Raw genomic sequence first — 26,555 nt, forward strand, 5'->3', positions numbered from 1 at the left:
GGGACAGGGCACTAGGATAGCCGCAAGCGACGCAGGGTGGCGCGGTGCCGTGTCATACGCCAGCCCTATAACTCATGGAGCGAAACAGTATTGGACGGTCTGCGGGCCCGTCCCTACAGTGGCCTCCATAGCGCGGCACCGGGCGCGGACAGTAGGGTCCGGAAGATCTGGAAAGCGCGCAACAACCAAGGAGACAGCCATGAACAGGACTAGCAGGACGGGGCGGCGTGCGGCGCTCAGTGTGATCGGCGCGCTGGCAATGATGGTTGGAGTGCAGCCCGTGGCGTTCGCGAGTGAGCCGTATCCCAATCGCCCAATCAAGATGATCATCCCTTACACACCGGGCGGCTCAATAGATACCGTCGGGCGCCTGGTGGCTGCCCAACTGCAGCGTCAGCTTGGGCAGGCGATCGTTATCGAGAACCGGCCGGGCGCGTCGGGCATGATCGGGTCCGAAGCTGTGGCGAAGGCCTCGGCCGACGGCTATACGCTGCTCTTCAATGCGTCCAGCCAGGTCTACCTGCCGCTGGTCGCGAAGAACGCTCCATACGACGCCATCAGGGACTTCACGCCGATCGCACAGGTGGGGCACGTGCCGCTGATCGTCGTCGCCAACACCAGCCTCCCCACCAGCTCGCTGCGCGACCTGGTCAAGCTGGCGAAAGCCAAGCCGCGGACCTACACCTGGGCCACCTCCGGTCTCGGCACCACCAGCCACCTGGCCGAGGAAATGATCCGCCACGCGTTCAAGCTGGAGATGGATATCGTGTCCTACAAGGGTGCCGTGCCGCAGTTGAACGACGTGATGGGCGGTCACGTGTCGGCGGCGGTGTCGCCGATGCCAGGCGCGTATCCGTTCGTCAAGGCGGGGCGGCTGAAGGTACTGGCGGTCACCAGCAGCAAGCGGATCCCGCAGCTTCCGGGCGTGCCGACCGTTGCGGAGAGTGGCCTGCCTGGGTTCGAGCTGCTGTCGTGGTACGGGCTCTGGGGTCCCGCCAACCTGCCTGCCGACATCACCGGCAAGCTGTCGCGGGAGGTCAACAAGGCGGTGCGCGAAGCCAGCCTGAAAGCGCGCTTCGACGACCTCGCCTTTGAAACCGTGAAGTCCACGCCTGAGCAGTTCAAGGTGGTGATCAAGGATGAGATCGACAAGGTCGCGGGCATCGTCAAGGCAGCCAGCATCCGTATCGATTGAGCGAAGGACAGAGACAAGGACAAGCAAGCATGCCTCAGCAATCGCAATCGGTGGCCATCACGCGGGAACTGGCGGGATGGATCGCCGGCATCTGCAATGCCGACCTGCCCGACGCGGTGCGGCAGGCAGTTGGCGGACTCTCCCTGGATACCTTCGGCGCCGGCCTGACCGGCCATGACGAGCCCTGGTCGCAGGCCATCCGTGGCTGGGCGGACGATGGTTGCCTCGCTCCGCGCGGGGGCGGGGCACGCGCATGGGGCCGACCGGGAAGTACGTACCGGGCCGCGGATGCCGCGCTGGTGAATGGCGCCGCTGCGCACGCCTACGAGCTGGATGACTTCCACAATGCAAAGGTCCACCTCGGCGCGGTCGTATTGCCGGCGGTCTTCGCGTTGGCAGAGTCGCACGAGGTGCCACCCGAGCGGGTCGAGACCGCTATTGCCGTCGGTTACGAAACCATGATCCGCTGCTCGCTGGCTCTGCAGCCTGCGCTGGCCAGGATGAAGGGATGGCATATGACCGCCGTGTGCGCGCCGCTGGGCGCGGCAGCGGCATCGGTGGTCATGCTGAGGCTCGACGCCGAACGCACCGCGTGGGCGTTGGGCCTTGCCGGCACGCAGTCGGGCGGGCTGTTTGCGTTCGCTTGCGACGGCACGGATTCCAAGCGCTTCCACCCCGGGCGCGGCGCGCAAGCCGGGGTGATGGCTGCCGAGCTGGCGGCGCGCGGCCTGACCGGCCCGACGCAGTTGTTCGAGACCGGGGACGGCGGCTGGCTCAATGCGTTCTCGGAGTCGCCCAGGCCGGAAAGGCTGCTGGAAGGGCTGGGTAGTGACTGGCATATGCCTCGCACCAACTTCAAGCCCTACGCCTGCTGCGGCAGTGCCCATGCGCATGTCGATTGCGCGCTGCGGCTGCGCGCCGACTGGGCGGGGCAGGGGCCGATTCGCGTCGGCATGCCGACCGTTGTCGATGTGCAATGCGGCTACCGTTACGCGCCGGGCAGCGTGCTGAACGCACAGATGAGCGCCCGCTACGCGCTGGCGGTGGCGCTGCTTGATGGCGAAGTACTGCCTGGGCAGTTCGGGCAGGCCCGCCTGGCGGACCGGAGGATTGTCGCACTGGCCAATGCGATCGAGATCGTACGCGACCCCGAACTCGACGCGCTGTATCCCGCCAGCTTCTGTGGCTGGGTGGAACTGATGTCGAAGGACGGCGAGCCGCTGCGCGCGTACCAGGCCAACCCGTCGGGTTCGGCGGAAAATCCGGCGCGCTTGGCTGCCATCCGGGACAAGTTCCGCGCCTTGACGGCGGACGCGCTTACGCCCGGACAGGCGGAGGCGCTGATTGACGCATTCGGCAAGCTGGCGACGACGCCGGTGCGCCACATCCTTGCCGCCGCCGAATCCGTCGCCTGAAGCCGGGCTACGCCAGTGGCACCCCGAGCGAACGCAGCGCGCGCTGCAGCACTGGGGACCTGTTGTCGGGATTCCAGATCGCCGAGTATTCGGCGATGGCGGGCTCGCCGGTGAGGTCGCGCAAGGCCACCCCGGGCAGCGAAGCCTTGGCGAGCGTGGCCGGTACCAGCGCGATGCCGCGACCCAGCCCGACCAAACTCACCACCGACAGCAGGTGCTTGGCGTAATGCCGGATATGCGGGCTGAATCCCGTCTGGACACAGGTGGAAGTCACCAGGTCGAAGTAGGCCGGCGCACTGTCGCGCGGGATCGTGACAAAGGGCATCTCGGCCAGCCGGACCAGGTCGATGCGCTTGCGCCTGGCGTATGGGTGCGAGGCCGGCAAAGCCACCACCAGCCGCTCCTTGTGGATGACATGGGCGCGTAGTTCGCCCGGGGGCGTGCCGATTTGCGCGAACCCCAGGTCGATACGGTCGCGCTGCAGCGCATCGACCTGCTCGGCGGTGCTGGTCTCCTCCCAGGTGATGTCAATCTCGCCGATATCCTGCTCGAACTTTTGCACGATGCGCTCGACGTTCATGTACAGCACTGCCGCGACAAAGCCGATGCGCAAGTGGCCGGTCTCGCCGTGCTCGGCCTTGCGCACCGCCTCCACGGTGGCGTCGAGCTGGTTAAGCATGCGGCGCGCTTCGCGTACCAGCGCAGAGCCGGCCGGCGTCAGCCGCACGGTGCGGCGGTTGCGGTCGAACAGCAGCACGCCGAGGTCTTCTTCGAGCTGCTGGATGTGCTTGGTCAGCGGCGGCTGCGAGATCAGCAGGCGCTGGGCGGCGCGGCCGAAGTGAAGCTCCTCGGCGAGAACGAGGAAGAGCCGGAGGGTACGGAGTTCGAGCATGGTGCGTGTGCTGAAGAAAGGGCAGGGGCGAAGTCGACTTATTCTAGAACGGAATCAGTCTCTTCCTAAAACTGTATTGGACGCTATCGTCGACCGCGACCAGAATAGCTTCCATCAAACCAACAATGAAGCGGAGACAGCCCGGCCGACCCCCCGTCGGATCGCGCCCCATCGGTGCCCTGGCCTGCGTTCCGTTTCCAACCGTCGACACGGAGCGCAAGCGCATGGAACGCCTCAAGCCACTGAAACCCGAAGAACTGACGCCCGAGCAGCAGGAAGTCCACGCGGCGATTGCCGCCGGTCCGCGCGGACAGGTTCGCGGGCCGCTTGCGATGTGGCTGCACCGCCCCGGCCTGGCCAACCGCGCGCAGGCGCTGGGCCAGTACTGCCGCTATGACTCGTCGTTGCCGCCCCGGCTGTCGGAGCTGGCCATCCTGGTGATTGCCCGCACGTGGATGTCGGAATTCGAATGGTGGGCGCACAAGCCTACCGCGCTGAAGGCGGGTGTGGCCGAAGACGTGGTCGAGGCGATCCGCACCGGGCGCGAGCCGGCCTTCGTCAAGGAGGATGAACGCGTGATCCATGAGTTCCTGACAGTGCTGCATGCCACGCGCAATGTGCCGGACGAACTGTACCAGCGCGCGATGGCGGTGCTGGGCAAGGACCAGGTGGTGGACCTCGTTGGCCTGGCGGGCTACTACACGCTGATCTCGATGACCATCAATGTCTTTGGTGTCGTGCCCCCGGACGGCAGCGCGCCGGAACTGGTGTGCGCCTGATTTCCGTTCAAACCGCTACCCCGAAACACAAAAGGATTTTCATATGTCTGGCCGTCTCGAAGGAAAGGTTGTCATCGTTACCGGCGCGGGTTGCGTCGGCCCCGGATGGGGCAATGGCCGCGCCGTTGCCGTGCGCTTTGCGCAGGAAGGCGCAAAGATTTTTGCCGTCGACAAGAGCGCTGATGCGATGCGTGAAACGCTGGAGCGGCTAGAGACCGCAGGCGCAGAGTTCGACTCGCACCTGTGCGACGTGACCGACACCGCGGCGGTCAAGGCCATGGTCGATGCCTGCGTGGCGCGCTTCGGGCGCGTGGATGTGCTGGTCAACAACGTCGGCGGTTCGTCCAAGGGCGGCCCGGTGCAACTCAGCGAAGAAGACTGGGACCGCCAGCTCAACTTTAACCTGAAGAGTGTCTTCCTGACCTGCAAGCACGTACTGCCGCACATGGAGCAGCAGGGCAGCGGCGCCATCGTCAATACCGCGTCGACTTCGGGCATCCGCTGGACCGGTTCGGCCCAGGTCGGGTATGCCTCGGCCAAGGCGGCGATCATCCAGCTCTCGCGCGTGGTCGCGGTCGAGTACGCCAAGAAGAATATTCGCGTCAACACGGTGATCCCTGGCCAGATGCATACGCCGATGGTCGAGGCGCGCCTTGCCGGGCAACGCGCAGGGGGTGACGTGGACGCGCTGCTCGCCCAGCGCCAGGCACGTATTCCGCTCGGCTTCATGGGCGATGGCCGCGATACCGCCAATGCGGCGCTGTTCCTGGCATCCGATGAAGCGCGCTTTGTCACCGGTACGGAGATCGTGGTCGACGGTGGCATGAGCGTACGCTGCGACTGAGCAGCATCAAGCGCAGAATTTGTAGGCAGAGCTCTGGAGTTGCAAATGAAGTCTTCCCTTGGCATCGGGCGCCGCCAGGCGCTGGGCCTGATCGCCGGCGTCATGCTCGGCACGCTGGCATCCGGCGTGCACGCCGCGACGTTCCCGGACAAGCCAATCCGTCTGGTGGTGGCGTTCTCGGCGGGCGGACCGACCGACATCCTCGCCCGCGTGATCGCACGCGATATGAGCACGCGGCTGGGTCAGCAGATCATCGTCGACAACCGTCCCGGCGCCGGTGGCAATATTGCCGCAGAGTTCGTGGCGAAAGCGCCGGCCGATGGCTACACGCTGCTGTACAACAGCTCGTCGATTGCGATTTCGCCGGCGCTGTTCAACAACACCAAACTCAATCCGGATCAGATCTTCGCGCCCGTTGGCTACGCGGCCACTGTGCCGCTGGTGTTGATCGTCAACGCCGAATCGCAGGTGAAGACGCCGGCCGATTTCATCAAGCTGCTGAAGGCCAAGCCGGGGCAACTCAACTTCGGCTCGTCCGGCAACGGCACCATCGATCACCTGACCAGCGTGGTGTTTGCCGACAAGACCAAGACCAGGTTCAACCACGTCCCGTACAAAGGCAATGCCGCGGCACTGCCGGATCTACTTGCCGGACGCATCGATTTCATGATGTCGGGAAGCCTGAACGCGGTGCTGCCGTTCATCAAGGAAGGCAAGCTGCGCGCGGTCGCGGCCACTACGGCCAAGCGAGTTTCGGTGCTGCCGGATGTGCCAACGCTGGCCGAGTCGGTCCTCCCGGGATTCGATTCCGGCACCTGGCAAGGCATTGTGGCGCCAAAGGGCACGCCAACGCCGGTGGTCGAACGGCTCAACCGCGAGCTGAACGCCACGCTCAAGGCGCCTGAGGTGGTCAAGGCGCTGGAGGCGCAAGGCGCCGAGCCTGCCGGCGGCACGCCCGCCCAGTACCGTGACCTGATCCACGGCGAGTACGCCCGCTGGACCAAGGTGGTGAAAGACACCGGCGCGACGGCGAACTGATGGCAGCCAGCGACGAAGGCGGGATGCCAGCCTCGCCGGCAGTGTGGGACTGCCACACGCATATCTATGGACCCTATGACCGGCACCCGCTGCCCGACGACGCCGTGTATGCGCCGCAGGCAGCACCGTTTGACGCCTTGAGCGCCATGCACCGATCGCTCGGCATCACGCACGGCGTGATCGTGCAGGCGGCCTGCTATGGCAGCGACCATAGCGCGCTGTTGGCCGCCCTCGATGCGGGCGAGGGCGCGTATCGCGGCATCGCCGTGATTGCGCCGGACATGGACGAGACGCTGCTGGCGCAGATGGCGGCGCGGGGTGTCAGGGGCGTACGCATCGGCCTGATGAGCCATCTCGGCAATGCGTTCGATGCGGGTCGCGTGCGCGCGATGGTCGAGCGCATCCGGCCGTATGGCTGGCACGCGCTGGTCCATGGCACGCCGGCGGATGTGGTCCGGGCGGTCGAAGCCGTGGGCCATCTCGGCACCCGGCTCGTCATCGACCATATGGCGCGGGTTGCGGTCTCCGAGGCCGGGCTGGCGCGCCAGATCGCCAATGTCTGCGCGTTGCTGCGCAATGACTCGGTGTGGATCAAGGTCTCGGGCGTCGACCGCATCACTGCGGGTGACCTCGGGGCACCGTGGGCGCGCACCGTACTGGAGCACCTGTTGGCGGCGGCGCCCACCCGCGCGATCTGGGGCACGGACTGGCCGCATCCGAACCTGTCCTATCCGGTGCCGGACGACCGTGCGCTGCTGGGCTGGCTGCAAGCTGCGGCCGGCGATGACTCACTGCTGCGCGCAGTGTTGTCGGATAACCCCTCCCGTCTTTACGGATAACCCTCTTTCCGGATCCTCCGGTCTGAACGATGACCTTGTACTCTTTTCTTGCACCGGCCGAGCCGGTGCGCTACCCGGATGCGCGCGTCCAGGCACTGAGCCCGCGCTTCGAGAAGTACCACCTGCCCCTTGCCGCGATCGATCGCATTGCCACCGGCTGCCGCTGGGCCGAAGGCCCGGTCTGGTTCGGGGATGGCCGCTACCTGCTGTGGAGCGATGTCCCGAACGGCCGGATCCTGCGCTGGGACGAGGAGACCGGTAACACCAGCGTCTTCCGTAGCCCGTCAAACCATGCCAACGGCAACACCCGCGACCGGCAGGGGCGGCTGGTGACCTGCGAACATGTCGGCCGGCGCGTCACGCGCACCGAGTATGACGGCAGCATCACCGTGCTGGCGGACCGCTATGACGGAAAACCGCTGAATTCGCCCAATGACGTGGTGGTGAAGTCGGACGGTTCAATCTGGTTCACCGATCCGCCGTTCGGCATCGCCGGCTACTACCAGGGCGAGAAGGCGACTTCGGAACTGCCGGAGCGCATTTACCGTATCGATCCGGTCAGCGGCCGTCTTGAGATTGTCGCCGATGACGTCAGCGGGCCCAATGGCCTGGCATTCTCGCCTGACGAGGAAGTGCTGTACGTGATCGAGTCGCGCACACGGCCTCGCCGCATACGCGCTTTCCAGGTCAGCGCAGGCGGCCAGGCGCTGGGCGACAGCCGAGTACTGGTCGACGCCGGACCCGGCACCCCCGATGGCTTTCGCGTCGATATTGACGGCAACCTGTGGTGCGGCTGGGGCATGGGGACGCCCGAACTCGACGGCGTGCGCATCTTTGCCCCGGATGGCGAACCCATCGGGCATATCAGCCTGCCAGAGCGCTGCGCCAACCTGTGTTTTGGCGGACGCCATCGCAACCGGCTGTTCATGGCGTCCTGCACGTCGATCTATGCGCTTTATGTCAATACGCAAGGTGCGGCCGGCGGCTGACCGCCAGTCCCCACAGAAGGAGGCATTGCAACATGAGAAGGACTTTCCTGAGGGGTGCGCTGGCCGCGGTGCTGGCGATCTCATTCGGCCAGGCGGCCATGGCCGGCGACGTGGTGCGGATGGTGGTGGCATTCCCCGCGGGCGGGCCGGCGGACGCGCTGGCGCGCGCGATCTCCAGGCAACTTGAGGCGGAACTCAAGCGCACCGTCATCATCGACAACCGGCCCGGGGCTAATGGCGCCATCGCCGTCAGCGCGGTGACAAAGGGACCGGCGGATGGCTCGGTATTCTTCCTGACCAGTGCCGGGGCCATCGTCATCAATCCGTCCCTGTACAAGAACCTGTCGTACCGCCCGGAGCGAGACCTGATGCCGGTATCGCTGGTGGTCACGACGCCGCAGGTGCTGGTGGTGCCGCTGCAGTCGAAAATTGGCTCGGCGAAGGACCTGGTGGCGCAGAGCCGGGCCGGCCGCCCGGTGTCGCTGGCGTCATCCGGCATCGGCAGCATGCCCCACATGGCGATCGAACTGTTCAAGGCTTCTACCTCGGCCGAGTTCCTGCATGTGGCGTACAAGGGCGCGGCGCCGGCTATCACCGATACGATCGGCGGGCAAGTGGATGCGTTCTTCGGCGATGCGTCTGGCCTGGTGCCGTTCATCGAGGGCAAGAAACTGAAGCCCATCGCCGTGACGACGGCCAAGCGCCTGCCATACCTGCCGGACGTGCCGACGCTGGATGAAAGCGGCATCAAGGGCGTTCATGCGGAGAACTGGTACGGCATGATGGTGCCCGCAGGTACGCCGCCAAAGGTTGTGCAGACCTTGAACGAGGCGATCCGCAAGACGCTGGAGAACCAGGACGTCAAGGCAAATCTGGCAAAGATGGGCCTGACGCCGGCACCGTCGACTGCTGCGGAATTTGCCGGCCGGATTCGCGCGGACGGGGACAAGTGGTCCAGGTTGATTGCGCAGCGCAACGTCAAGCCTGAGTAAATGTGCTCGCCGGGTCCGGGCCCGGCGTCGGTTTGCAGTCCTGGATTCCCCGGACTGGCGATCTGGGACTGGTTGGGGGAATAGGGGTTGGCCCTGCAGCGTTTGTGCACTCTGCAGGGCCTCTTTTTTTCTAATGAATGTCCGCCGAACCTCTAATTCCATGCAATGGAATTGTGGGGGTGTGGAATCGCCCGGCAAGCCCTAAGCTGTCTCTAACAAAGAAACGCGCCCGGTGCACGCAGTCTGATGGCCGCGGCGTTCCGACTCGTTCCAGGAGACAAAGCATGCATCCGTTCTGTACCGGCTTCTTCCGCCGGCTTGCCAAGGCAGCCATCCCGTTCCTCATGGCCGCGGCAGCGCCCTTGCCCGCGCTCGCAGCCTTCCCCGACAAGCCGATCCGCATGGTGGTGCCGTTCGCCCCCGGCGGTGGCACGGATCTGGTGGCACGTGCGATGGGCATCACCATGGGCGCGGACCTCGGCCAGCCCGTCATCGTCGACAACAAGCCGGGTGGCAGCACTATCATCGGCACCGATGCGGTGGCCAAGAGCGCGCCCGACGGCTACACGCTGGTGATGGCGACGATGGCCCACGCGGTCAACCCGAGCCTGCACAAGAAGCTGCCATTCGATACGGAGAAGGCGTTCGCGCCGGTCATGCTGGTGGGCCGCTCCCCTAACGTGCTGGTGGTGAAGCCGGACAGTCCCATCAGGACCGTGCAGGACCTGATCGCGGCCGCCAAAGCCAGGCCGGGCAAGCTCAACTACGCGTCCCAAGGCGCAGGCACCTCGGCACATCTGGCTGGCGAGCTGTTCAAGAGCATGGCCAAGGTCGACATGAACCACATTCCTTATCGCGGCGCAGGGCCGGCGATCACGGACCTGCTCGGCGGACAGGTCGATGTGATGTTCGCCACCGCAGCCGCCGTTGCGCCGCACCTGGAGAGCGGCAAGCTGCGCGCGGTGGCGGTCACGACCGCGCAGCGCTCGCAGGCGCCCGCACTGAGCAAGATACCGACGATTGCGGAAAGCGGCGTGCCCAACTACGCGGCGGATAGCTGGTATGGCCTGTTCGTGCCGGCCGGCACGCCGCCGGCGGTGATCGCGCGGCTGAACGCCGCGGCGAAGAAGGCCGTGCACACCGATGCGTTCCGCAAGCGCGCCGAGCAGGAAGGGCTTGCCATCAGTGGCGGCACGCCAGACGAGTTCGACCGCTACGTCAAGGCCGAGAGCCAGCGCTGGAGCAAGGTCATCAAGGACGCCAACATCACGGCCGACTGAGCGCGGCACGCGTACAGAACGGATCGCACATACAGAACCGGACAGGACCATGGACAACTATTCCCTGATTGAACTGAAGATTGAATCTGGCATCGCGCTGCTCGCCTTTAACCGCCCCGACAAGCGCAATGCCATGAGCGACGACATGCGCTCGGAATTCATCCACGCGCTGGAGCGTGTGGCGGCGGACCACGCGATCCGCGCCCTGGTGCTCACCGGCAACGGCAAGGGTTTCTGCGCCGGCGGCGACGTGGCCGGCATGCAGCGCCGCATGGAAGCGCCGCAGGGCGAGGTGGGTTTCAACGGCTGGAGCCGCCAGCAACGCGTCCATCACACCGTCAAATTGCTCCACACCATGCCCAAGCCCACCATCGCCGCGGTCAACGGTGCCGCGGCCGGGCTGGGTGCCGATACCGCGCTGTGCTGCGATTTCGTGCTCGCGTCTGAATCGGCTTCTTTCTCCTGGTCCTATATCAACCGGGGCCTGATCCCGGACGGTGGTGGCATGTATTTCCTGCCGCGCCGCGTCGGGCTGTCGGCGGCAAAGGAACTGGTCTTCACGGGCCGCAAAGTCGAGGCGCAGGAGGCCAGGGCCCTCGGCATCGCGGACCGCCTGAGCAAGCCCGAAGCGCTGATCGGCGATGCGCTGACCTGGGCGGCCGAACTGAGCCAGGGCTCGGCCACCGCGATCGCGCTGGGCAAGAGCATCATGAACCAGTCCTTCGAACTGCCCGCCGACCAGGTCTTTGCCCAGGGCAGCCAGGCGCAGGGCATCTGCTACACCAGCACCGAGCATCGCGAGTCCGTGCTGGCTTTCCTGAACAAGACCGCAGCCAGGGCCTGACACCATGAATGCTATCCAACGACTTGTCTCGCCGCGCAGCGTTGCCGTGATTGGCGCATCCGCCGATCCCGCAAAGACCGCCGGTCGCCCGGTTTCCTATCTGCGCAAGCATGGATTTAGCGGGGCGATCTACCCGGTCAATCCCAAGGTCGAGTCGATCGACGGGCTGCGTTGCTATCCCGATATCGCGTCGCTGCCCGAAGTGCCGGACGTCGGCATCGTGCTGCTTGGCGCCGAGCGTGCGCACCTGGCGGTGCGCGACCTGGCGGCGCGCGGCGCTGGCGCGGCCATCGTGCTGGCGAGCGGCTATACCGAGACCGGCCCTGAAGGCGCACGGCGCCAGGCCGAACTGATCGAGGCGGCCGGCAGCATGCGCCTGCTGGGGCCCAACACCATCGGGCTGGTCAACCTGACTGACAACATCCCGCTGTCGGCGAGCGGGGCGCTGGAAATGGAGCAGTTCCCGGCCGGCAGCATCGGCGTGGTCTCGCAAAGCGGCGGCATCCTCGGCGCATTGCTGTCGCGCGCCGCGGCGCGCGGTATCGGCTTGTCCAAGCTGGTTTCGACCAGCAATGAAGTCGATCTGGATCTGGCCGACTTTATCGATTACCTGGCCGATGACGAGGCGACCCGCGTGATCGCGCTGTATGTCGAAAGCGTGCGCAACCCGGAAACGTTCCGACGTGCGGCGCTGAAGGCGGCCCGCGCTGGCAAGCCGGTGGTGGCATTCAAGATCGGCCGCTCCGAAAGCGGCGCGCGCGCCGCGGTGTCCCATACGGGCGCACTGGCCGGTGCGGATCGCATGTACGACGCGCTGTTCGAACAGGTCGGCGTGATTCGCGCGCAGACCTTCTCGGACCTGCTCGACATGCCCGCCGCCCTGGTCACCGGGCGCAAGCTGACCGGCAACCGCGTTGCAATCCTGACCTCGACCGGCGGCGCCGGCACGCTGGTCTCCGACAGCCTGGGCGTGGCCGGCTTCGAGACACCGCCGCCGGACGAGGCAACCGCGGCGAAGCTGCGCGCGCTACAGCAGGGCGACCACGCGGCTCTGGACCGCAACCCGATCGACGTGACCCTGGCCGGGCTGCAGCCTGACCTGCTCCGCGCCGCGATCCGCATCCTGCTCGACAGCCCGAGCTATGACGCGGTTGCGGTAATCGTGGGCTCGTCCAGCCTGGCCATGCCGGACCTGATGGCCAATGCCATCCGCGACTGCCTGCCCGGCAGCGACAAACCGGTGATTGCGTACGTGAGCCCGCATGCGCCGGAAGTTGCATCGCTGCTCAATCGTCGTGGCGTGCCGGCGTTTTCCGCGCCGGAGGCGTGCACAGTGGCGATCGATGCGATGCTGCGTGCGGGCAAGCTCTGCGCGGCCGACGAAGCGGGCACCCCGCCGCTGCCGTTGCCGGATCTCGCCGCCTATGGCACCGGCTCGATCGACGAAGCCGCGGCCAAGACCTTGTTCGCCGGTTTCGGCGTACCGGTTGCGAAGGAGATTGTCGTTGCCGATGGCGCCGAAGCGATGGCGGCGGCGCAAGCCTTCAGCGGCAATGTCGTGCTGAAGATTCTGTCGGCCGAAATCACCCACAAGAGCGATGTCGGCGGCGTGGCCGTCAATGTCCCGCCCGCGGACGTTGCGAGCCGGCTGACGAGGATGGCAAGCGATGTGCAGTCGGCCACCGGGATCGCGCCCCAGCGCTTCCTGGTGCAGGAAATGGTCAGGGGCGGCGTCGAAGTGATCCTCGGCATGCACCGCGACGCGCTCGGCACCGCGATCCTGCTCGGCATGGGCGGCGTGACCGCGGAGCTGTTCGGCGATACCACGCTGCGGCTGCTGCCTGGCGAACGCGGACTGGCCCGCGAAGCCGCGCTGGAAATGATCGGACGCCTGAAAACGGCCCCACTGCTGCAGGGCTTCCGGGGCCGGCCGAAGGCAGACGTGGACGCGCTGGCCGACGCGATCGTCGCGTTCTCGCGCATGGTCGCCTCGCTTGGCGACCGTCTGGTCGAGGCGGAGATCAATCCCGTGTTCGTGCTGCCCGAAGGGCAGGGCGTGGTGGCCGCCGATGGCGTGGCGGTGCTGGCCGGCAACGACAAGCCCTGACAAGTCCCTCGCATGTGCAACGAGCGCGACGGTACGTTGGTCACATCGATCGATGGCTGCGAGGTCACCTGGCGAAGCTTTGGCCATGGCCCGACGACCGTGCTGCTGCATGGCGGCCATGGCAACTGGCAGCACTGGGTACGCAATATCGGGCCGTTGTCCCGGAAGCGCCGGCTGCTGGTGCCAGACATGCCGGGCTTTGGCGATTCCGGTGCGGCACCGGGCGCCGATCTGCCAGGACTCGTCGATGTCCTGGCCCGCTCGCTGGCCCGCTTATCGGTGGACCAGCCGCTGGACCGTATCGACCTGGTGGGGTTTTCCTTTGGCGCGCTGGTGACGGCGCACCTTGCGACCCATGCGGGCCTTGGCGAAATCGAAGTCGGCCGCCTGGCGTTGGTCGGGCCGGCTGGCCACGGCGGTCCGCGCCGCATGGCGCACGCGCTGGTCGACTGGCGCCGCTGCCAGCAGCCGCAGGCGCTTGAGGTGGCGATGCGCCACAACCTGGCGGCATTCATGATCGCCAATCGAGCCGCCATCGACAGCGAAGCCGTGGCCATCCACACGCGTGCCTGTCGCGCGACGCGCTTCCATAGCAAGTCGATCTCGCGCGCGGGCGGATTGCAACAGGCGCTTGCGCGCTTTCCCGGCCCGGTATTGATGATCTGGGGCGAAGCCGATGTGACCATGTCGCCGGCATCGATTGCCGGGATCGCCCGTGACTCGCGGGACGCATCAGCCGCCGCGCCGGAAGTCAGTGTCAGCGTGGTGCCGGGCGCCGGGCATTGGGTCCAGTACGAGGCCCACCAACAAGTCAATGGGCTGCTGCAGGATTGGCTGCAGCAGTCCCCCCACACGCCGGCGCAGGCCGGCTGAGGAGAACCCATCTTGAACGCAACCGAGGCCTTTGGGCCGTTCTTCAGCACAGTCAAGACCGGGCCGCTGCCCGCCGAGGTGCTGCATCATGCGAAGCGCGCGCTGATCGACTGGCATGCGGCGCTGTTTCCGGGCATCGGCACCGATGCGGTCCAGCGCCTGCAAAGCGTGCTGGAAGAAGAGCTTGGCCGCGGCAACGCGACGCTGCCAATGGGGCAACGTGCCACGGCGCGCGCCGCGGCGCTGCTCAATGGCGCTGCCGCCCACGCTGCGGAGATCGACGACAGTTTCCGTGATGCGATGTACCACCCCGGTGCCGCTACCATCGCCGCCGCGATTGCTGCCGCACAAGATGTGGGTGCCAGCGGCGAGACGTTGCTGAAGGGCATCGTCGTCGGCTATGAGGTGTCAACGCGCATCGGCGTCGTGCTGGGCCGGGCGCACTATCGCTTCTGGCACAGCACCGCCACCGTCGGCACCTTTGGCGCGGCGGCAGCCGCGGCGTTCATCTATGGCGCGAACGAGGAGAAACTTGCCCACGCGCTTGCGACTGCGGCCACTTTCGCCGCCGGACTGCAGCAGGCGTTCCGCATGGACTCGATGTCCAAGCCCCTGCACGCGGGCCGCGCTGCGGAGGGCGGATTGCTCGCCGCCCGCGCCGCCATCGCGGGCATCACCGGTTCGCTCGATGTGCTCGACGGTGAGACCGGCATGGGGCATGCGATGTCGGATGGCCCTGACTGGAACGGGCTGGCGTCCACGCTTGGGAAAGACTTCCATATTTGCCGGCTGACCTTCAAGAACCACATTGGCTGCGGCCATACCTTTGCGGCAATCGACGGCGCGCTGGCGCTGAAAGCGAAGCTGGGCATCGAAACGGCCCAAATCCGTCGCCTCCGCGTCGCCACCTACCGTCCGGCGCTGGATATCGCCTGCTATCTCGACCCCAAGAGCGAGAACGAAGCCAAGTTCAGCCTCAAATTCATCGTCGCCGCCGCCCTGGTGCATGGCAGCGTGCGCCTGTCGGCTTACACGCCGGAACGGCTGTGGGACAGCGAGACGCGCCGGCTGATGGACTGCATGACTGTCGAGGTCGACCCTGAGATCGACGGCCGGTTTCCTGGCAAGCGCGCCGCCAGGGTCGAGATCGAAACCCGGGACGGTGCCACGGCAGACTACCTGCAGCCGAATCGCAAGGGTGATCCGGAGGATCCGCTGTCCGACGACGACCTTGACGGCAAGTTGATCGAACTGGCATCGCCGGTGATAGGTACCGATAGCGCGCGCTGGCTGGCGCAGAAGATCTGGCACATCGAGACGCAGCCGGAGGTCAGCCTGTTTGGCTGACTAATGGCGGCCAGCGCCGAGGAGATGAGGATCATGTTTAGCATTCTTGCCATAGGTCGACTGCTGTTCGCCATGCTGGTGACGGCGTCGCCGATCATTCCCCTGGCCGCGCATGCGCAGCCGTACCCGGCGCGGCCGGTTCGCATCATCGTGCCATTCCCGGCTGGCGGGGGTACTGACGTGATCGCGCGCTCGCTGGGCGACGAACTGTCGCGCGGAATGGGTAAGCCCTTCATCGTTGAGAACAAGCCCGGCGCCGGCTCGGTCATGGGCAATGACCTGGTCGCCAAGAGCCCGGCGGATGGCTATACGCTGCTCCTTACAACCAGTGCCTTTTCTATCGTCGCCAGCATTGGCATCAAGTTGCCATACGGGGGCATCCAGGCCTTCGAGCCGGTAGCGCTGCTTGGCCGGGCGCCAAATGTGGTGCTGGTGCGCAACGATAGCCGAATCCGCTCGGCGGCAGATTTGCTGCGCGAGGCCAAGGCCGCTCCGGGCAAGCTGACCTATGGCTCGGCGGGTAACGGTACGTCGGTACACTTGGCAGCCGAGTATTTCCAGTCCCTGGCGGGCATCCGGCTCGTGCACGTGCCGTACCGTGGCTCGGCGCCCCAGTTCGCCGACCTGCTGGCCGGCCATATCGATGTCGCCTTTGCGACGATGGCCAGCGCCGCAACGCTGATCCGCGACGGACGCGTGCGGGCGCTGGCCGTGACCTCGCCCGCGCGGTCCCCGGCTTTCCCGGAGGTGCCTGCCGTCGCGGAGGCTGGCGTCAAAGGTTACAGCGCCGAGGTTTGGTACGGCGTCTTCGTACCGAAGGGGATGCCGGCGACGGTGGTCGTCGCGCTGCATCGAGCCATCGCCCAGGCATCTGCCGGTGGCGCGTTCCGCGACAGGCTGGCGCGCGAAGGGGTGGTGGGCGGCATTGGTTCGCCACAGGATCTTCGCACCACTGCCGAGCAGGAGGTCAGCCGTTGGCTAAAAGTGGTGAAGGACAAGGAGATCCGCTTCGAGTAGCATTGCCTGCAACCCAACATGCGCATGCGCCGGGAGCCGACTTCCAGAACGGTCACTGGCCCGCAGTGATTCCCTGCCATGCCGAACAGCATCGTCAACATCGAACGGATCAAACCAGGCCAAGGCAAGGCGACGCCCAACCGCTCGCTAGAGCGTGGCATTGCAGTACTACGCGCCTTTCGCGCCGGCTCGTCCATGCTCGGTAACAGCGAAATTGCCGAGCGCACCGGCTTGTCCCGCTCCACAGTCAGCCGCCTGACGCAGTCGCTGATAGAGACCGGCATGCTCGAGTATGTCCCGCAGTTCCGGGCCTACCGGCTGGGTGTGCCGATCCTCGGTATGGCGCATGCGATGCGCGACGGCTCGCAGATCCTCCGGGTCGCAGGACCGATGATGGCCGAGGTTGCCATGCGTCACAAGATCAATGTCGGACTGGCGATGGCGGAGGGCGACGAGATGATTTACCTGGAGTCGTTCCGCTACAACCGGCGCCAGTCACTGCGTACGGTGGTGAGCGGACAGCGCATCCCGATGGCGCTGACCTCTCTCGGCCGCGCGCACCTGGCAACGCTGTCACCAGAGGCCTTCAGCACGATGATGAGGGTCATGGCCGACAAGAACCGCGGCCGCGGCTGGGGCCCACTGCGACGGGAAATCGATGCTGCGGTGTGTTACGTGCATGAGAAGGGCTACTGCGTTGCGTCATGGCAGCCTCAGGTCGTGGCCATGGCAACACCAATGCGCTTTGACGAATATGCCGTCCATGTACTGAACGTCAGCGTATCCACGCAACAGGATGCCGGCGCTGTCGAGGAAGCGCTGGCCCAGCCACTGATGGAGCTTGCAGCGGCGATACAAGCGCGGATGGTCCGGGGGGAGTAGGGCGTCGACTCTACCCAACGGATGATGTCAGTCATACGGTAAGACAGACAGCAAATTGAAGCGCACGAAGGCGTGGCATGGATGATGTCCCTCGGTTCGTGATGCAGACGTCGGAAGACCGGCGGCGTGGTGCCGCCGGATAGCGAGATCACAGAGAGATTTTCACGGTCTTAAAGACCGTGCCCCAGCGATCGACTTCGTGTTGCAGATACTTCTTGAAGTCCTGGCGGGAGCCGCCGACGACCACTGCGCCCTGTGCTTCGAGTTTGTCGCGAACGGCGGGTGAGGCGAGCGCCTTGTTCACCTCAGCGTTGAGGCGATCAAGAATCGGAGCAGGCGTGCCTGCCGGAGCCAACAACCCATTCCAGGAGTCAGCTTCGAATCCCGGCAATCCCGATTCATCCATGGTGGGGACATTGGGCATTTGCGGCAGGCGCTTCTTCGAAGCGACAGCCAATGGACGCGGATTGCCTGACTTCAGCGCCGGCAGTGCAGACATCGAGGTCATGAAAACCATGTCGACGTTTCCTGCCATCAGGTCTGTCAAGGCGCCCGATGCGCCCTTATAGGGCACATGCAGCAGGTCGATCCCGGCCTTTTGCTTCAGCAGTTCGCCGGCAAGGTGTTGCGACCCGCCTGGGCCGGTAGAACCGAACGAAAGAGTTCCAGGCTTTTTCTTCGCCAGCGCGATCAACGACTTCAGATCGGTGATAGGTAGCGTCTTGGACACGGCCAGTACTGCCGGTGCGTTCATCACGTTGGCAATGGGCTCAAAGCTCTTCAGGACATCGAACTTCAGATTCTTGTAGAGGTAACGCGTCATCGTGATTGGCGCTGCAGCCAGAAGCAGCGTGTAACCATCAGGCGGGGATGAGGCGACGTAATCGGATGCGATATTGGACCCTGCACCGACCTTGTTCTCCACGATCACGGGTTGCCCCATCGATGCTTGCATGGCGGCCGCAATCAGGCGCGCCGTCAAGTCCGTCGGACCGCCGGCCTGGTAGCCAACGACGATCCGGATGGGGGCCGAAGGATAGGGGCCTGCGGCATTGGCGGGGGTTGCAGTAAGGGCGGCGCCAAGCGTCAGAAGGACGCCCGCTGCCACGCCCGAGAGTGGACGAGGGAATTGCATATTGCTGTCTCCAAGAAACCTTCGGACGTTGTCGCCATGGATTGGGCGCGCATCTCTTTGAGCGCGAGCGTTCGAACTTGCGCACGACACGACGGGTCCGTTTAGTCGCAATAGTGGGCGATTTCCTGTCGCGGGAGAAATACCCATTCCGTCCTGTGGCATGACAAAAAGTCATCGCTAAGAGGCGGCTATTAGGCGCTGTCCCTGGGCTTCGAAAAACTCATGGCTCCGTCCCGAATTGGAAGTTGTCACATGCATCGGCGTGAGCCAACATACAGAGTCAGCCGAACCTGAATGTGCGCACGTCGCCACTAAAGTCCATGACAATCATCGAGACATTTGCCGCTTATGCAGAAAACCCGGGATCGGGCGCCGCCGAGAGCGAAGTCATTCACCACGCCAAGCGCGCGGTCGTCGACTGGTATGCAGCGTTGATTCCCGGGGCGGTGGCGACTCCTGGCACCTTGCTGGAGATGGCGCTGGCCGAGGACCTGGATCGTGGCGACGCACGTTTGGCGCTGGGACGCAAGGCGACGGTCAGGACGGCGGCGCTGATCAATGGCACTGCAGCCCACACCGTCGAGGTGGATGACATCTACAAGCACGCCATCTACCACCCGGGGGCTCCAACCATTGCGGCCGCGTTGGCGGCTGGCCAGGCGCGCAATATTGACGGCAAGGCATTCCTGCGTGCGGTCATCATCGGCTATGAAGTGTCCACTCGCATTGGCGCAGCCATGGGTCGGACGCATTACAAGTATTGGCATAACACCGGCACGGTCGGCACGTTTGGCGCCGTTGCGGCGGCGGCAGCCGTCCTGAAGCTTGATGCCAAACGGACCGCTCATGCCTTGGCAACCTGCGCAACGTTCGCGGCGGGCCTGCAGCAGGCATTCCGCATGGATTCGATGTCGAAGCCATTGCATTCCGGCCGCGCGGCAGAGGGCGGTGTTCTGGCGGCCTTGGCCGCCGAGGCAGGTGTTACAGGCTCGCTGGATGTTATCGACGGTGAGGCGGGCATCGGACGGGCAATGAGCAATGGCCCAGACTGGCAAGCGGCGGCGGCGACGCTCGGGCGCGAATACAACATCACCCAGATGACTTTCAAGAACCACGCTTGCTGCGGACACACCTTCGCAGCAATCGACGGTGCGCAGATCCTTCAGCGACAGCATGGCTTTTCCGCTGACGAAATCGAAAGCGTTCGCGTGGCGACGTATCGCCCAGCCCTCGAGGTCGCTGGCAATCCGAATCCGCAGACCGCGGCAGAAGGGCGCTTCAGCCTACCGTACGTAGTGTCGAACGCGCTCATTCACGGTAGCGTGCGCTTGGCGGCATTCACGCCGGAGCGGTTGGCCGATGCATCGGTGCGTGCATTGATGCAACGCATCGACCTTCAGGTGGATCCGGAGATCGATGCAGCGTTTCCTGGAAAGCGCGCGGCACGTGTGGCTGTCCGTCTGCGTGATGGTCGGGAGCTTGAATACCTGCAGCCGAATCGCAAGGGAGACCCCGAGGAGCCGCTCAGCGATGAGGATCTGAACGAGAAGTTCTTTGAGCTCGCCGGGCCTGTCCTGGGTGGCGCCGCGACGAAGGCGTTGCTTCAACGTCTGTGGACGCTCGAGACGGCGTCGTCGTTGCCATGAACGAACTGGGCGAACGACATACGGGGGTTCTGCCGCGCCGATGCCGCGCAAGCCAAACGCCGAGATGCCGCGCGGCGCTGTTGGGGCACCGGCCTCCGATCTAGCGCCCCAACCATGCCGCTCCTTGCAGAGCTTTCACTGCTGCGCTGCGAAGTCGTCACGTTCACGAAATGCCTGCGGGCCGACGCAGCCCTGCAAGCCGGCCGCCAAGATGCTGACCACACCGCATTGATTGAGGCGGCTCTGCGATTGCATCTGAAAGATGCGCACCCAAGAACGTGCCTTATCGCGTTCGCTGCGGCCGCTGAAATCTGCCCGCCGCTCGCACTGGATCGCCTGAAGCATGCCCATCACAAGGCGGGCGACTGCCCCGCGCTTCGCGCCCTGTTCTGGGCGACGACGCGCCGTCTACGAATCTTCGGCTGGTTTTCCCGGTCACGCGCCTCGGCGGAGCATTGATGCGTCGTCCGATCTGATCCGGCCAGCTCGCGGTCACGCCTCGCCTTACGCCTGGTCGTCGACCGTTTACCGCGGCCGACTTTGTTGGCGTCGGCATGATTGCCATCACGCCATTGGTGCTTGAAGTACCAACCGCCAGCCCCTACAAGGCGCTCAAGGATTTCGTCGCTTACGCGAAGGCCAATCCCGGCAATCTGTCCGCCGCGCATCCAGGCCCGTTGGCCAGCGCTGACAATACGTACTCCTCTGAAACTGGTCGGCGGTGGTTGCCGTCCGGATGAGCCAAATAATGGTTCAGAGCGCTGCCGGGAAAAAAGGCCAGAACTCACTTATGTGAATCGAGAGCGAGGATTACAGGCGCTCGCCGCCTTGGCGTATGCACTCTGCAAGCATGGTCAGATATAATAAAAAATCATCCCTCAAGGTTCTGTGACATGGCGCGACGCATTCCTCCGATGAATCCATTGCGGGTCTTCGAAGTCGTGGCCAGAACGCAGAACCTGACGCTCGCGGCGCAGGAGCTGCACGTTTCCCAGTCCGCGGTCAGCCGTCAGATCGCGGTCCTTGAAATGTATCTTGGCGTCGAGCTGTTTCGTCGGGAGCGCCATGGCGTGAGCTTGACGCGTGCGGGTCAAAGCTATGCGGATGAAGTCGTCCCGGCATTTGACGCTGTGGCCACTGCGACGGCGCGGCTGCTCAGGAGCACCTCACAGGGCGCCTTGCGCGTGCGCACTTACACGACGTTCGCAGCCAAGTGGCTGATTCCACGGTTGCCGGATTTTCAGGCCCAGTTTCCCAGTATCGAAGTGCGGATCGACAATGCCATTCCGGACGTGGACTTTGACCGGGATCCGGCAGACCTCGCCATTCAGTTTGGGGACGGCCACTGGCCTCGGGTCAGCAGCGATATGCTGTTTGGCGACGAAATCGAGCCGGTTTGCACGCCCGCTTACCTCCAAAGCCACAAAGGAACGCGGGGCAAGGCGCTGCAGTCACTGCTAAAGCATCGGCTTCTGGTGTCGCACTACCGACGCGCCGATTGGGATGATTGGCTTGCATTCGCGCAATTGACTGACGTCGCCCAGGACACGGAGCGGATGAGCTTCGGTAGCTCCGTGATGACATGGCAGGCTGCCCTTGACGGGCTTGGCATCGCAATCGGTCAGACGGCCATGCTGAAATCCGAGCTCGAGTCCGGACGGTTGATTCGGCCTTTCGAACTGCCCTATCGCAGGGAAAAAGCCTATTACCTCGTCCGTCCTCATGTGCAGAGAGAGTCGCGAAAAATCGTGGCGTTCCGCGATTGGTTGCTGGAGACGGTGGCCAAGGAAGCCGGCGAGTCCCAGTCGTGAATACAGGCATTCCAATTTGTTCTAGCTAAAATCCAAACGCGAAGTTCTCAACTCGACCTCGATGGGCGATCCTGACACCTGTCAAGAATCCAACGAGAGAGACAGAAATGAATTTCGAACTTAGCGAAGAACATCAGGCCTTTGCAGAATCCGTTCGCCGTTTTGCCCAAGACAAGCTGGCGCCGGGAGCACTGGAGCGAGCGCATTCGGCTCAGTACCCGTGGGATGCTGCAGGGATGCTGGCAGAGCAGGGTCTCCTGGGCATCGCGTTTCCGGAAGAGGATGGTGGTCAAGGCGGCACCCTGATGCACGCTGTGATCGCAATTCAGGAGGTAGCCCTTGTCTGCCCGAAGAGCGCGGACATCGTGCAGGCGGGCAACTTTGGCCCCATTCGTACCTTCGTCGAGTATGCGTCCGCAGAGCAAAAGGCACGCTTTCTCCCTGACCTGCTGGCAGGCAAGAAGCTGATCGCACTCGGCATGACCGAGCCGGAAGCTGGCTCTGCAGTGACTGAGCTCAAGACCTCCGCACGCCTTGATGTTGACCACTACGTCATCAACGGCAGCAAGATCTTCTCGACCCACAGCCCCGAGGCGGAGCTCTTTCTCATTTACGTGCGGTTTGGTCCGGGTGTTGGTGGTATCGGCTCTGTTCTGGTCGAGCGCGGTGCCCCCGGCTTCCAGGTTGGCGAGCCTTCGAAATTCATGAGTGGCGAAGAGTGGTGCCAGCTCTACTTCGAAGACTGCCGTATTCCGAAGGAGAACTTGCTGCTGGGCGAAGGTGGTTTCAAGCGGCAGATCTCGGGATTCAACGTCGAGCGCCTGGGCAATTCGTCGCGCTCGCTGGCTCTAGGCCGTCATTGCTTCAATGTCGCCAAGGAACACGCGAAGATCCGCAAGCAGTTTGGTCGCGAGCTGTGCGAATTCCAGGGCATCCAGTGGAAGTTTGCCGAGATGGCGCTGAAACTCGAGTCGGCGCAGTTGCTTCTGTACCGTGCTGCGATGGAAGGCGAGCATGGCTTGCCTTCGGCGCATAGCACAGCGATGGCCAAGCTTGCCTGCAATCAGGCGGGCTGGGACGTGGCAAACGAGGCACTGCAGATCATGGGCGGCATGGGCTACAGCCAGGAATCCATCGTCGAGTACTGCCTGCGTCGCATCCGCGGCTGGATGATTGCCGGTGGCTCCATTGAGATGCTGAAGAACCGTATCGCGGAAGGCGTGTTCGAGCGAACCTTCTCGCAACGTCCGCCGAAGGCCGGTTGAGCGCTGCAGATCGTTGCCGAACTAGCGCAGTAGGCTGCACGCCGATACTTGCGGCGCGCAGTGTGAACAGAAGAATGTAAGAGACACTGGATTGAGTATGAACACCTCCGCTTCGACCCATGCAGACGCAGCTTTGGCCCAAGCGCTCCTGGCTCCCAAAAGTGTGGCGCTGTATGGTGCCTCGGATGACGCCGGGAAGACGGCAGGCCGGCCGCTGAAGTTCCTGCGTGCGGCGCGATTCCAAGGAAAGATCTATCCCATCAACCCGAACCGTCGTACGGTTCAGGGGGAGACGGCCTATGAAAGCCTGGCTGCGCTGCCGGAGGTTCCGGACCACGTCTTCATTCTGACGCCGACCAGCACGGTGCTCGAAGCCGTCGCGGAATGTGCTAGGTTGGGCGTGAAGGTGGTCACTATCCTGGCCAGCGGGTACTCCGAGTCGGGGCCGGAAGGCGCGGCGCGCGAGGAAGCGCTGCGCAAACTCAGCAAGGACACGGGCATCCGCGTGCTGGGACCAAGCAGCCTGGGTGTCATCAACCCGAGCGCAGGGCTGGTTCTGACCGCCAATGCCGCATTTGCCGAGCCGGAGCTGCCGAGTGGCAAGGTGTTCGTCGCTTCCCACAGCGGCAGCATGATCGGCTCGCTGGTTTCCCGTGGTAAAGCGCGCGGGGTGGGCTTTGCGGGTCTCGTGTCTGTTGGCGGTGAGGCGGATCTCTGCGTTGGCGAAATTTGCTCGGCAACGCTTGACGACCCCTCGATCGAGGGTTATCTCCTGTTCCTCGAAAGCCTGCGTCATGGCGACCAACTGCGCGCGTTTGCAGTTGAGGCGGCAAAGCGCGGCAAGCCGGTCATTGCCTACAAGCTCGGTCGCTCTGCTGCCGCAGCGGAGATGGCAGCCACTCACACCGGAGCGCTCGCCGGTGAAGATGACATTGCAGACGCTTTCCTCAAGGACCTCGGCATTGCTCGTGTCGGCATCCTGGAGGCATTGCTGGAGACATTCCCCTTGGCCAAGCGAATCCCGCTACCGACCAAGGATGCTTCGCTGCGCCGGGTTGGTGTTGTGACGACTACCGGCGGCGGTGCAGCAATGGCGGTGGACCAACTGGGCATCCGAGATGTGGTCGTAGAGCCTGCTTCCGCGGAAACGTTGGCCAAACTGGAAGCCGCCGGTATTGCAGTATCGCCGGGCAGGGTACTGGACCTGACCCTGGCTGGTACTAACTACAGCGTCATGAAGGGCGCTCTCGACATCATGTTCGAAGCGCCCGAATTCGATGTCGTGTTGGCAGTGGTGGGTTCATCCGCTCGCTTCCAACCGCACCTGGCTGTCAAGCCGATTATCGACAGTGCCTCCAGCAGTAAGCCACTGGCGGCGATGCTTGTGCCCGACGCCCCGGAAGCCCTGCGTTCGCTGACGGAGGCAGGTGTACCTTGCTTCCGTTCACCGGAAGCTTGCGCCGATGCCATTGCATCCCTGTTTGCGCGCCGTACGCCGGGAAAGCAACCGCTTGCCACCGGAGATCTGACCGATGCGAAGCCATTAAGCGAAGCGCAGGCATACGCCATTCTCGACCAGGTAGGCGTTCCGCATGCACAGGCGGTGACCATGCCCCTGGCAGGTCCGGCGAGTCAACTGCCGTTTGCATTCCCGGTCGTCGCCAAGGTGTGCTCCCCGGAAATTCCTCACAAGACCGAGGTGGGCGGCGTGGTCCTCGGAATCAATGGGCAGCTCGAACTGGAGTCGGCCTTGTCGACGCTGCGTGAAAACCTCCGGGAGCGTGCGGGCGACAAGCGCTGTGACGAGGTGCTTGTCCAGCCGATGACCAAGGGACTGACCGAAGTCCTCGTTGGCTATCGCGTCGATCCGGAAGCGGGTCCGATTGTGATGCTTGCTGCTGGCGGCATCTGGGCAGAAGTTGCGCGTGACCGGAGCATCCGTCTTGCGCCAGTGACGCTTGACGTGGCACGGGAAATGATCGCCGAAGTGAAGGCGCTGAAGACGGTCTCCGGGCTCCGTGGCAAGCAAAAGGGCGATCTCGAGGCGCTGGCGAATGCCGTATCAGCCTTGTCCCAACTCGCCGTGAAGCCTGAGCTTCGCATCGCCGAAGCAGAGGTCAATCCGCTCATGGTGCTCCCGGAAGGCGAGGGCGTGCTGGCGGTCGATGCGCTAGTCCTGCAGGCATGATGATGACAACAGCGGTGCCCTCCACAGCAGGGCCGGACGAGATCCTCGGTCGGATCAGCGCGATGACGACGCTCCGCAGGGACCGCTCGGGACCCACCGAGATCGTCTGGCGAGAGGTCGGCCAGGGGGCGCCGCTGGTGCTGATTCATGGCGGTCACGGCAGTTGGATGCACTGGGTGCGCAATATAGAAGCGCTCAGCCAGCAGCACACGCTCTTGTTGCCGGACCTGCCAGGCTTCGGGGACTCTGCGGCGCTGGATGGGGATCCGCACGCTGCCGACCGCCTTGAGCGGCTTGTTGAAACTGTCGCCCGCAGTCTCGAAGAATGGTTCGGGACTGCCGACGATTTCGGGCTGGCAGGCTTCTCCTTTGGTGGCCTTGTTGCCGCGCGTCTGGCTGCAGCATTGCCGAATGTTGGCAAGCTTGCGCTCCTGGGCTCGGCGGGGCACGGAGGAAGTCGGCGCCAAAAAATGGAAATGATCAATTGGCGTACGGAAGATCGCGAGCAGATGTTGCATGGGTTGAGGCATAACCTTGCGGCGCTCATGCTGCACGACGCAGCAAACATTGACGCGCTCGCCATGAGCGTGCATGAGCACACTTGCCTCGCCACGCGTTTTCGTAGCAAGGCCATCTCGCGGGGCGCGCTGCTTGAGCCGGCCCTCGATAGCTATCAAGGCCCCACGCTTCTCATTTGGGGCGAGCACGACGTAACGGCAAATCCCGTCGAGGCAGCGCAGAAGATTGCAGGCGATTCACCGAATCGGGAGTGGTGTCTTGTGCCAGCCGCTGGGCATTGGGTGCAATACGAACGCCCGGAGGAAGTCAATCAGTTGCTTTTGCGTTGGTTTGCCGAGGACAACTGAATAACACCGAACTGTTTTCCTCGCAGTGATTTTTACCATGGATTTTCCCCTGGCCCTGGACTATGGCGTGCCTTCACTGATACCGACGTACTTGGCTAGGGCCGCCTGAGTGGCCGCTGTCTGCTGCGGAATCGACATTTGAATGTCCCAGTGCACGTGCGGACCAACGTCCGTAGATGGCCGGGAACAGACCACCGCCGTCAGAGAATCACAGGTCCTCTATCTCCGTCATCGAAATGCGGTGGCCGATTCAATAGCCTGCTCTGGGCTGCCGCGTGACGCTGTGCCGCAATGACCGCTTGCTGTTCTCG

Annotated in this window: 24 protein-coding genes; 22 read left to right on the plus strand and 2 right to left on the minus strand. The window is 64.3% G+C overall.

Features of this window, described 5'->3' with window-relative positions; all coding sequences use genetic code 11:
- The first annotated feature begins 199 nt into the window (after positions 1-199).
- Positions 200-1,195 (plus strand): Bug family tripartite tricarboxylate transporter substrate binding protein, encoded by a 996-nt coding sequence (locus tag ACIGJB_RS06230; RefSeq protein ID WP_483731868.1) that lies wholly within the window; start codon positions 200-202, stop codon positions 1,193-1,195.
- Positions 1,196-1,224: 29 nt separating this feature from the next.
- Positions 1,225-2,610: an MmgE/PrpD family protein gene (locus ACIGJB_RS06235; protein ID WP_483731869.1), complete on the plus strand. Its 1,386-nt coding sequence runs from the start codon at positions 1,225-1,227 to the stop codon at positions 2,608-2,610.
- Between the two features lie 7 nt (positions 2,611-2,617).
- Here ACIGJB_RS06235 and ACIGJB_RS06240 read toward each other — a convergent pair whose 3' ends face one another.
- A complete protein-coding gene (locus ACIGJB_RS06240; protein WP_483731870.1) occupies positions 2,618-3,502 on the minus strand; it encodes a LysR substrate-binding domain-containing protein in 885 nt (294 codons plus the stop codon).
- 224 nt (positions 3,503-3,726) lie between these two features.
- Here ACIGJB_RS06240 and ACIGJB_RS06245 point away from each other — a divergent pair, with 224 nt between their 5' ends.
- From ACIGJB_RS06245 to ACIGJB_RS06305, 13 genes are all read left to right on the plus strand, one after another.
- Positions 3,727-4,281 (plus strand): carboxymuconolactone decarboxylase family protein, encoded by a 555-nt coding sequence (locus ACIGJB_RS06245; RefSeq protein WP_483731871.1) that lies wholly within the window; start codon positions 3,727-3,729, stop codon positions 4,279-4,281.
- 43 nt (positions 4,282-4,324) lie between these two features.
- The gene (locus ACIGJB_RS06250; protein ID WP_483731872.1) at positions 4,325-5,125 is read left to right on the plus strand and encodes an SDR family NAD(P)-dependent oxidoreductase; all 801 of its coding nucleotides are present in this window, start codon (positions 4,325-4,327) and stop codon (positions 5,123-5,125) included.
- 45 nt (positions 5,126-5,170) lie between these two features.
- Positions 5,171-6,163, plus strand: coding sequence for a Bug family tripartite tricarboxylate transporter substrate binding protein (locus ACIGJB_RS06255; RefSeq protein WP_483731873.1), 993 nt, complete (start codon positions 5,171-5,173; stop codon positions 6,161-6,163).
- On the plus strand, positions 6,163-7,002 hold the full coding sequence (locus ACIGJB_RS06260; protein WP_483731874.1) for an amidohydrolase family protein: 840 nt from the start codon (positions 6,163-6,165) through the stop codon (positions 7,000-7,002). Before ACIGJB_RS06255 ends, ACIGJB_RS06260 begins: the two co-directional genes overlap by 1 nt.
- Before the next feature lie 29 nt (positions 7,003-7,031).
- Positions 7,032-7,991 (plus strand): SMP-30/gluconolactonase/LRE family protein, encoded by a 960-nt coding sequence (locus ACIGJB_RS06265; RefSeq protein WP_483731875.1) that lies wholly within the window; start codon positions 7,032-7,034, stop codon positions 7,989-7,991.
- A gap of 32 nt (positions 7,992-8,023) precedes the next feature.
- Complete coding sequence (locus ACIGJB_RS06270) at positions 8,024-8,983, plus strand: Bug family tripartite tricarboxylate transporter substrate binding protein (RefSeq protein ID WP_483731876.1); 960 nt, start codon at positions 8,024-8,026, stop codon at positions 8,981-8,983.
- 284 nt (positions 8,984-9,267) lie between these two features.
- The gene (locus ACIGJB_RS06275) at positions 9,268-10,263 is read left to right on the plus strand and encodes a tripartite tricarboxylate transporter substrate binding protein (protein ID WP_483731877.1); all 996 of its coding nucleotides are present in this window, start codon (positions 9,268-9,270) and stop codon (positions 10,261-10,263) included.
- A 49-nt stretch (positions 10,264-10,312) separates the two neighbouring features.
- Positions 10,313-11,107: an enoyl-CoA hydratase/isomerase family protein gene (locus tag ACIGJB_RS06280; protein WP_483731878.1), complete on the plus strand. Its 795-nt coding sequence runs from the start codon at positions 10,313-10,315 to the stop codon at positions 11,105-11,107.
- 4 nt (positions 11,108-11,111) lie between these two features.
- On the plus strand, positions 11,112-13,214 hold the full coding sequence (locus ACIGJB_RS06285) for an acetate--CoA ligase family protein (RefSeq protein WP_483731879.1): 2,103 nt from the start codon (positions 11,112-11,114) through the stop codon (positions 13,212-13,214).
- 12 nt (positions 13,215-13,226) lie between these two features.
- Positions 13,227-14,087 carry an alpha/beta fold hydrolase gene (locus tag ACIGJB_RS06290; protein WP_483731880.1) on the plus strand — a complete coding sequence of 287 codons (861 nt, stop codon included), beginning with the start codon at positions 13,227-13,229 and terminating at the stop codon, positions 14,085-14,087.
- 12 nt (positions 14,088-14,099) lie between these two features.
- Positions 14,100-15,434: an MmgE/PrpD family protein gene (locus ACIGJB_RS06295; protein WP_483731881.1), complete on the plus strand. Its 1,335-nt coding sequence runs from the start codon at positions 14,100-14,102 to the stop codon at positions 15,432-15,434.
- A gap of 33 nt (positions 15,435-15,467) precedes the next feature.
- On the plus strand, positions 15,468-16,451 hold the full coding sequence (locus ACIGJB_RS06300; protein ID WP_483731882.1) for a tripartite tricarboxylate transporter substrate binding protein: 984 nt from the start codon (positions 15,468-15,470) through the stop codon (positions 16,449-16,451).
- Positions 16,452-16,529: 78 nt separating this feature from the next.
- The gene (locus ACIGJB_RS06305) at positions 16,530-17,333 is read left to right on the plus strand and encodes an IclR family transcriptional regulator (RefSeq protein ID WP_483731883.1); all 804 of its coding nucleotides are present in this window, start codon (positions 16,530-16,532) and stop codon (positions 17,331-17,333) included.
- A gap of 148 nt (positions 17,334-17,481) precedes the next feature.
- On the opposite strand, the gene ACIGJB_RS06310 is transcribed toward ACIGJB_RS06305, so the two are convergent.
- Positions 17,482-18,468, minus strand: coding sequence for a Bug family tripartite tricarboxylate transporter substrate binding protein (locus ACIGJB_RS06310; protein WP_483731884.1), 987 nt, complete (start codon positions 18,466-18,468; stop codon positions 17,482-17,484).
- Positions 18,469-18,788: 320 nt separating this feature from the next.
- Here ACIGJB_RS06310 and ACIGJB_RS06315 point away from each other — a divergent pair, with 320 nt between their 5' ends.
- The 7 genes from ACIGJB_RS06315 (at position 18,789) to ACIGJB_RS06345 (ending at position 26,244) form a co-directional block, all read left to right on the plus strand.
- On the plus strand, positions 18,789-20,114 hold the full coding sequence (locus ACIGJB_RS06315) for an MmgE/PrpD family protein (RefSeq protein ID WP_483731885.1): 1,326 nt from the start codon (positions 18,789-18,791) through the stop codon (positions 20,112-20,114).
- A 114-nt stretch (positions 20,115-20,228) separates the two neighbouring features.
- The gene (locus ACIGJB_RS06320; protein WP_483731886.1) at positions 20,229-20,573 is read left to right on the plus strand and encodes a hypothetical protein; all 345 of its coding nucleotides are present in this window, start codon (positions 20,229-20,231) and stop codon (positions 20,571-20,573) included.
- Between the two features lie 95 nt (positions 20,574-20,668).
- Positions 20,669-20,854 carry a tripartite tricarboxylate transporter substrate-binding protein gene (locus ACIGJB_RS06325; protein WP_483731887.1) on the plus strand — a complete coding sequence of 62 codons (186 nt, stop codon included), beginning with the start codon at positions 20,669-20,671 and terminating at the stop codon, positions 20,852-20,854.
- Positions 20,855-21,007: 153 nt separating this feature from the next.
- Positions 21,008-21,925, plus strand: a complete 918-nt coding sequence (gene gcvA, locus ACIGJB_RS06330) for a transcriptional regulator GcvA (RefSeq protein WP_483731888.1) — start codon at positions 21,008-21,010, stop codon at positions 21,923-21,925.
- Between the two features lie 107 nt (positions 21,926-22,032).
- Positions 22,033-23,190 carry an acyl-CoA dehydrogenase family protein gene (locus tag ACIGJB_RS06335; RefSeq protein ID WP_483731889.1) on the plus strand — a complete coding sequence of 386 codons (1,158 nt, stop codon included), beginning with the start codon at positions 22,033-22,035 and terminating at the stop codon, positions 23,188-23,190.
- A 97-nt stretch (positions 23,191-23,287) separates the two neighbouring features.
- Positions 23,288-25,378 carry an acetate--CoA ligase family protein gene (locus ACIGJB_RS06340; RefSeq protein WP_483731890.1) on the plus strand — a complete coding sequence of 697 codons (2,091 nt, stop codon included), beginning with the start codon at positions 23,288-23,290 and terminating at the stop codon, positions 25,376-25,378.
- A complete protein-coding gene (locus ACIGJB_RS06345) occupies positions 25,375-26,244 on the plus strand; it encodes an alpha/beta fold hydrolase (protein WP_483731891.1) in 870 nt (289 codons plus the stop codon). The genes ACIGJB_RS06340 and ACIGJB_RS06345 overlap by 4 nt, the downstream gene beginning before the upstream one ends.
- Positions 26,245-26,555: the final 311 nt, after the last annotated feature.

The organism is Cupriavidus sp. C2SS-8b (genome assembly GCF_057073745.1).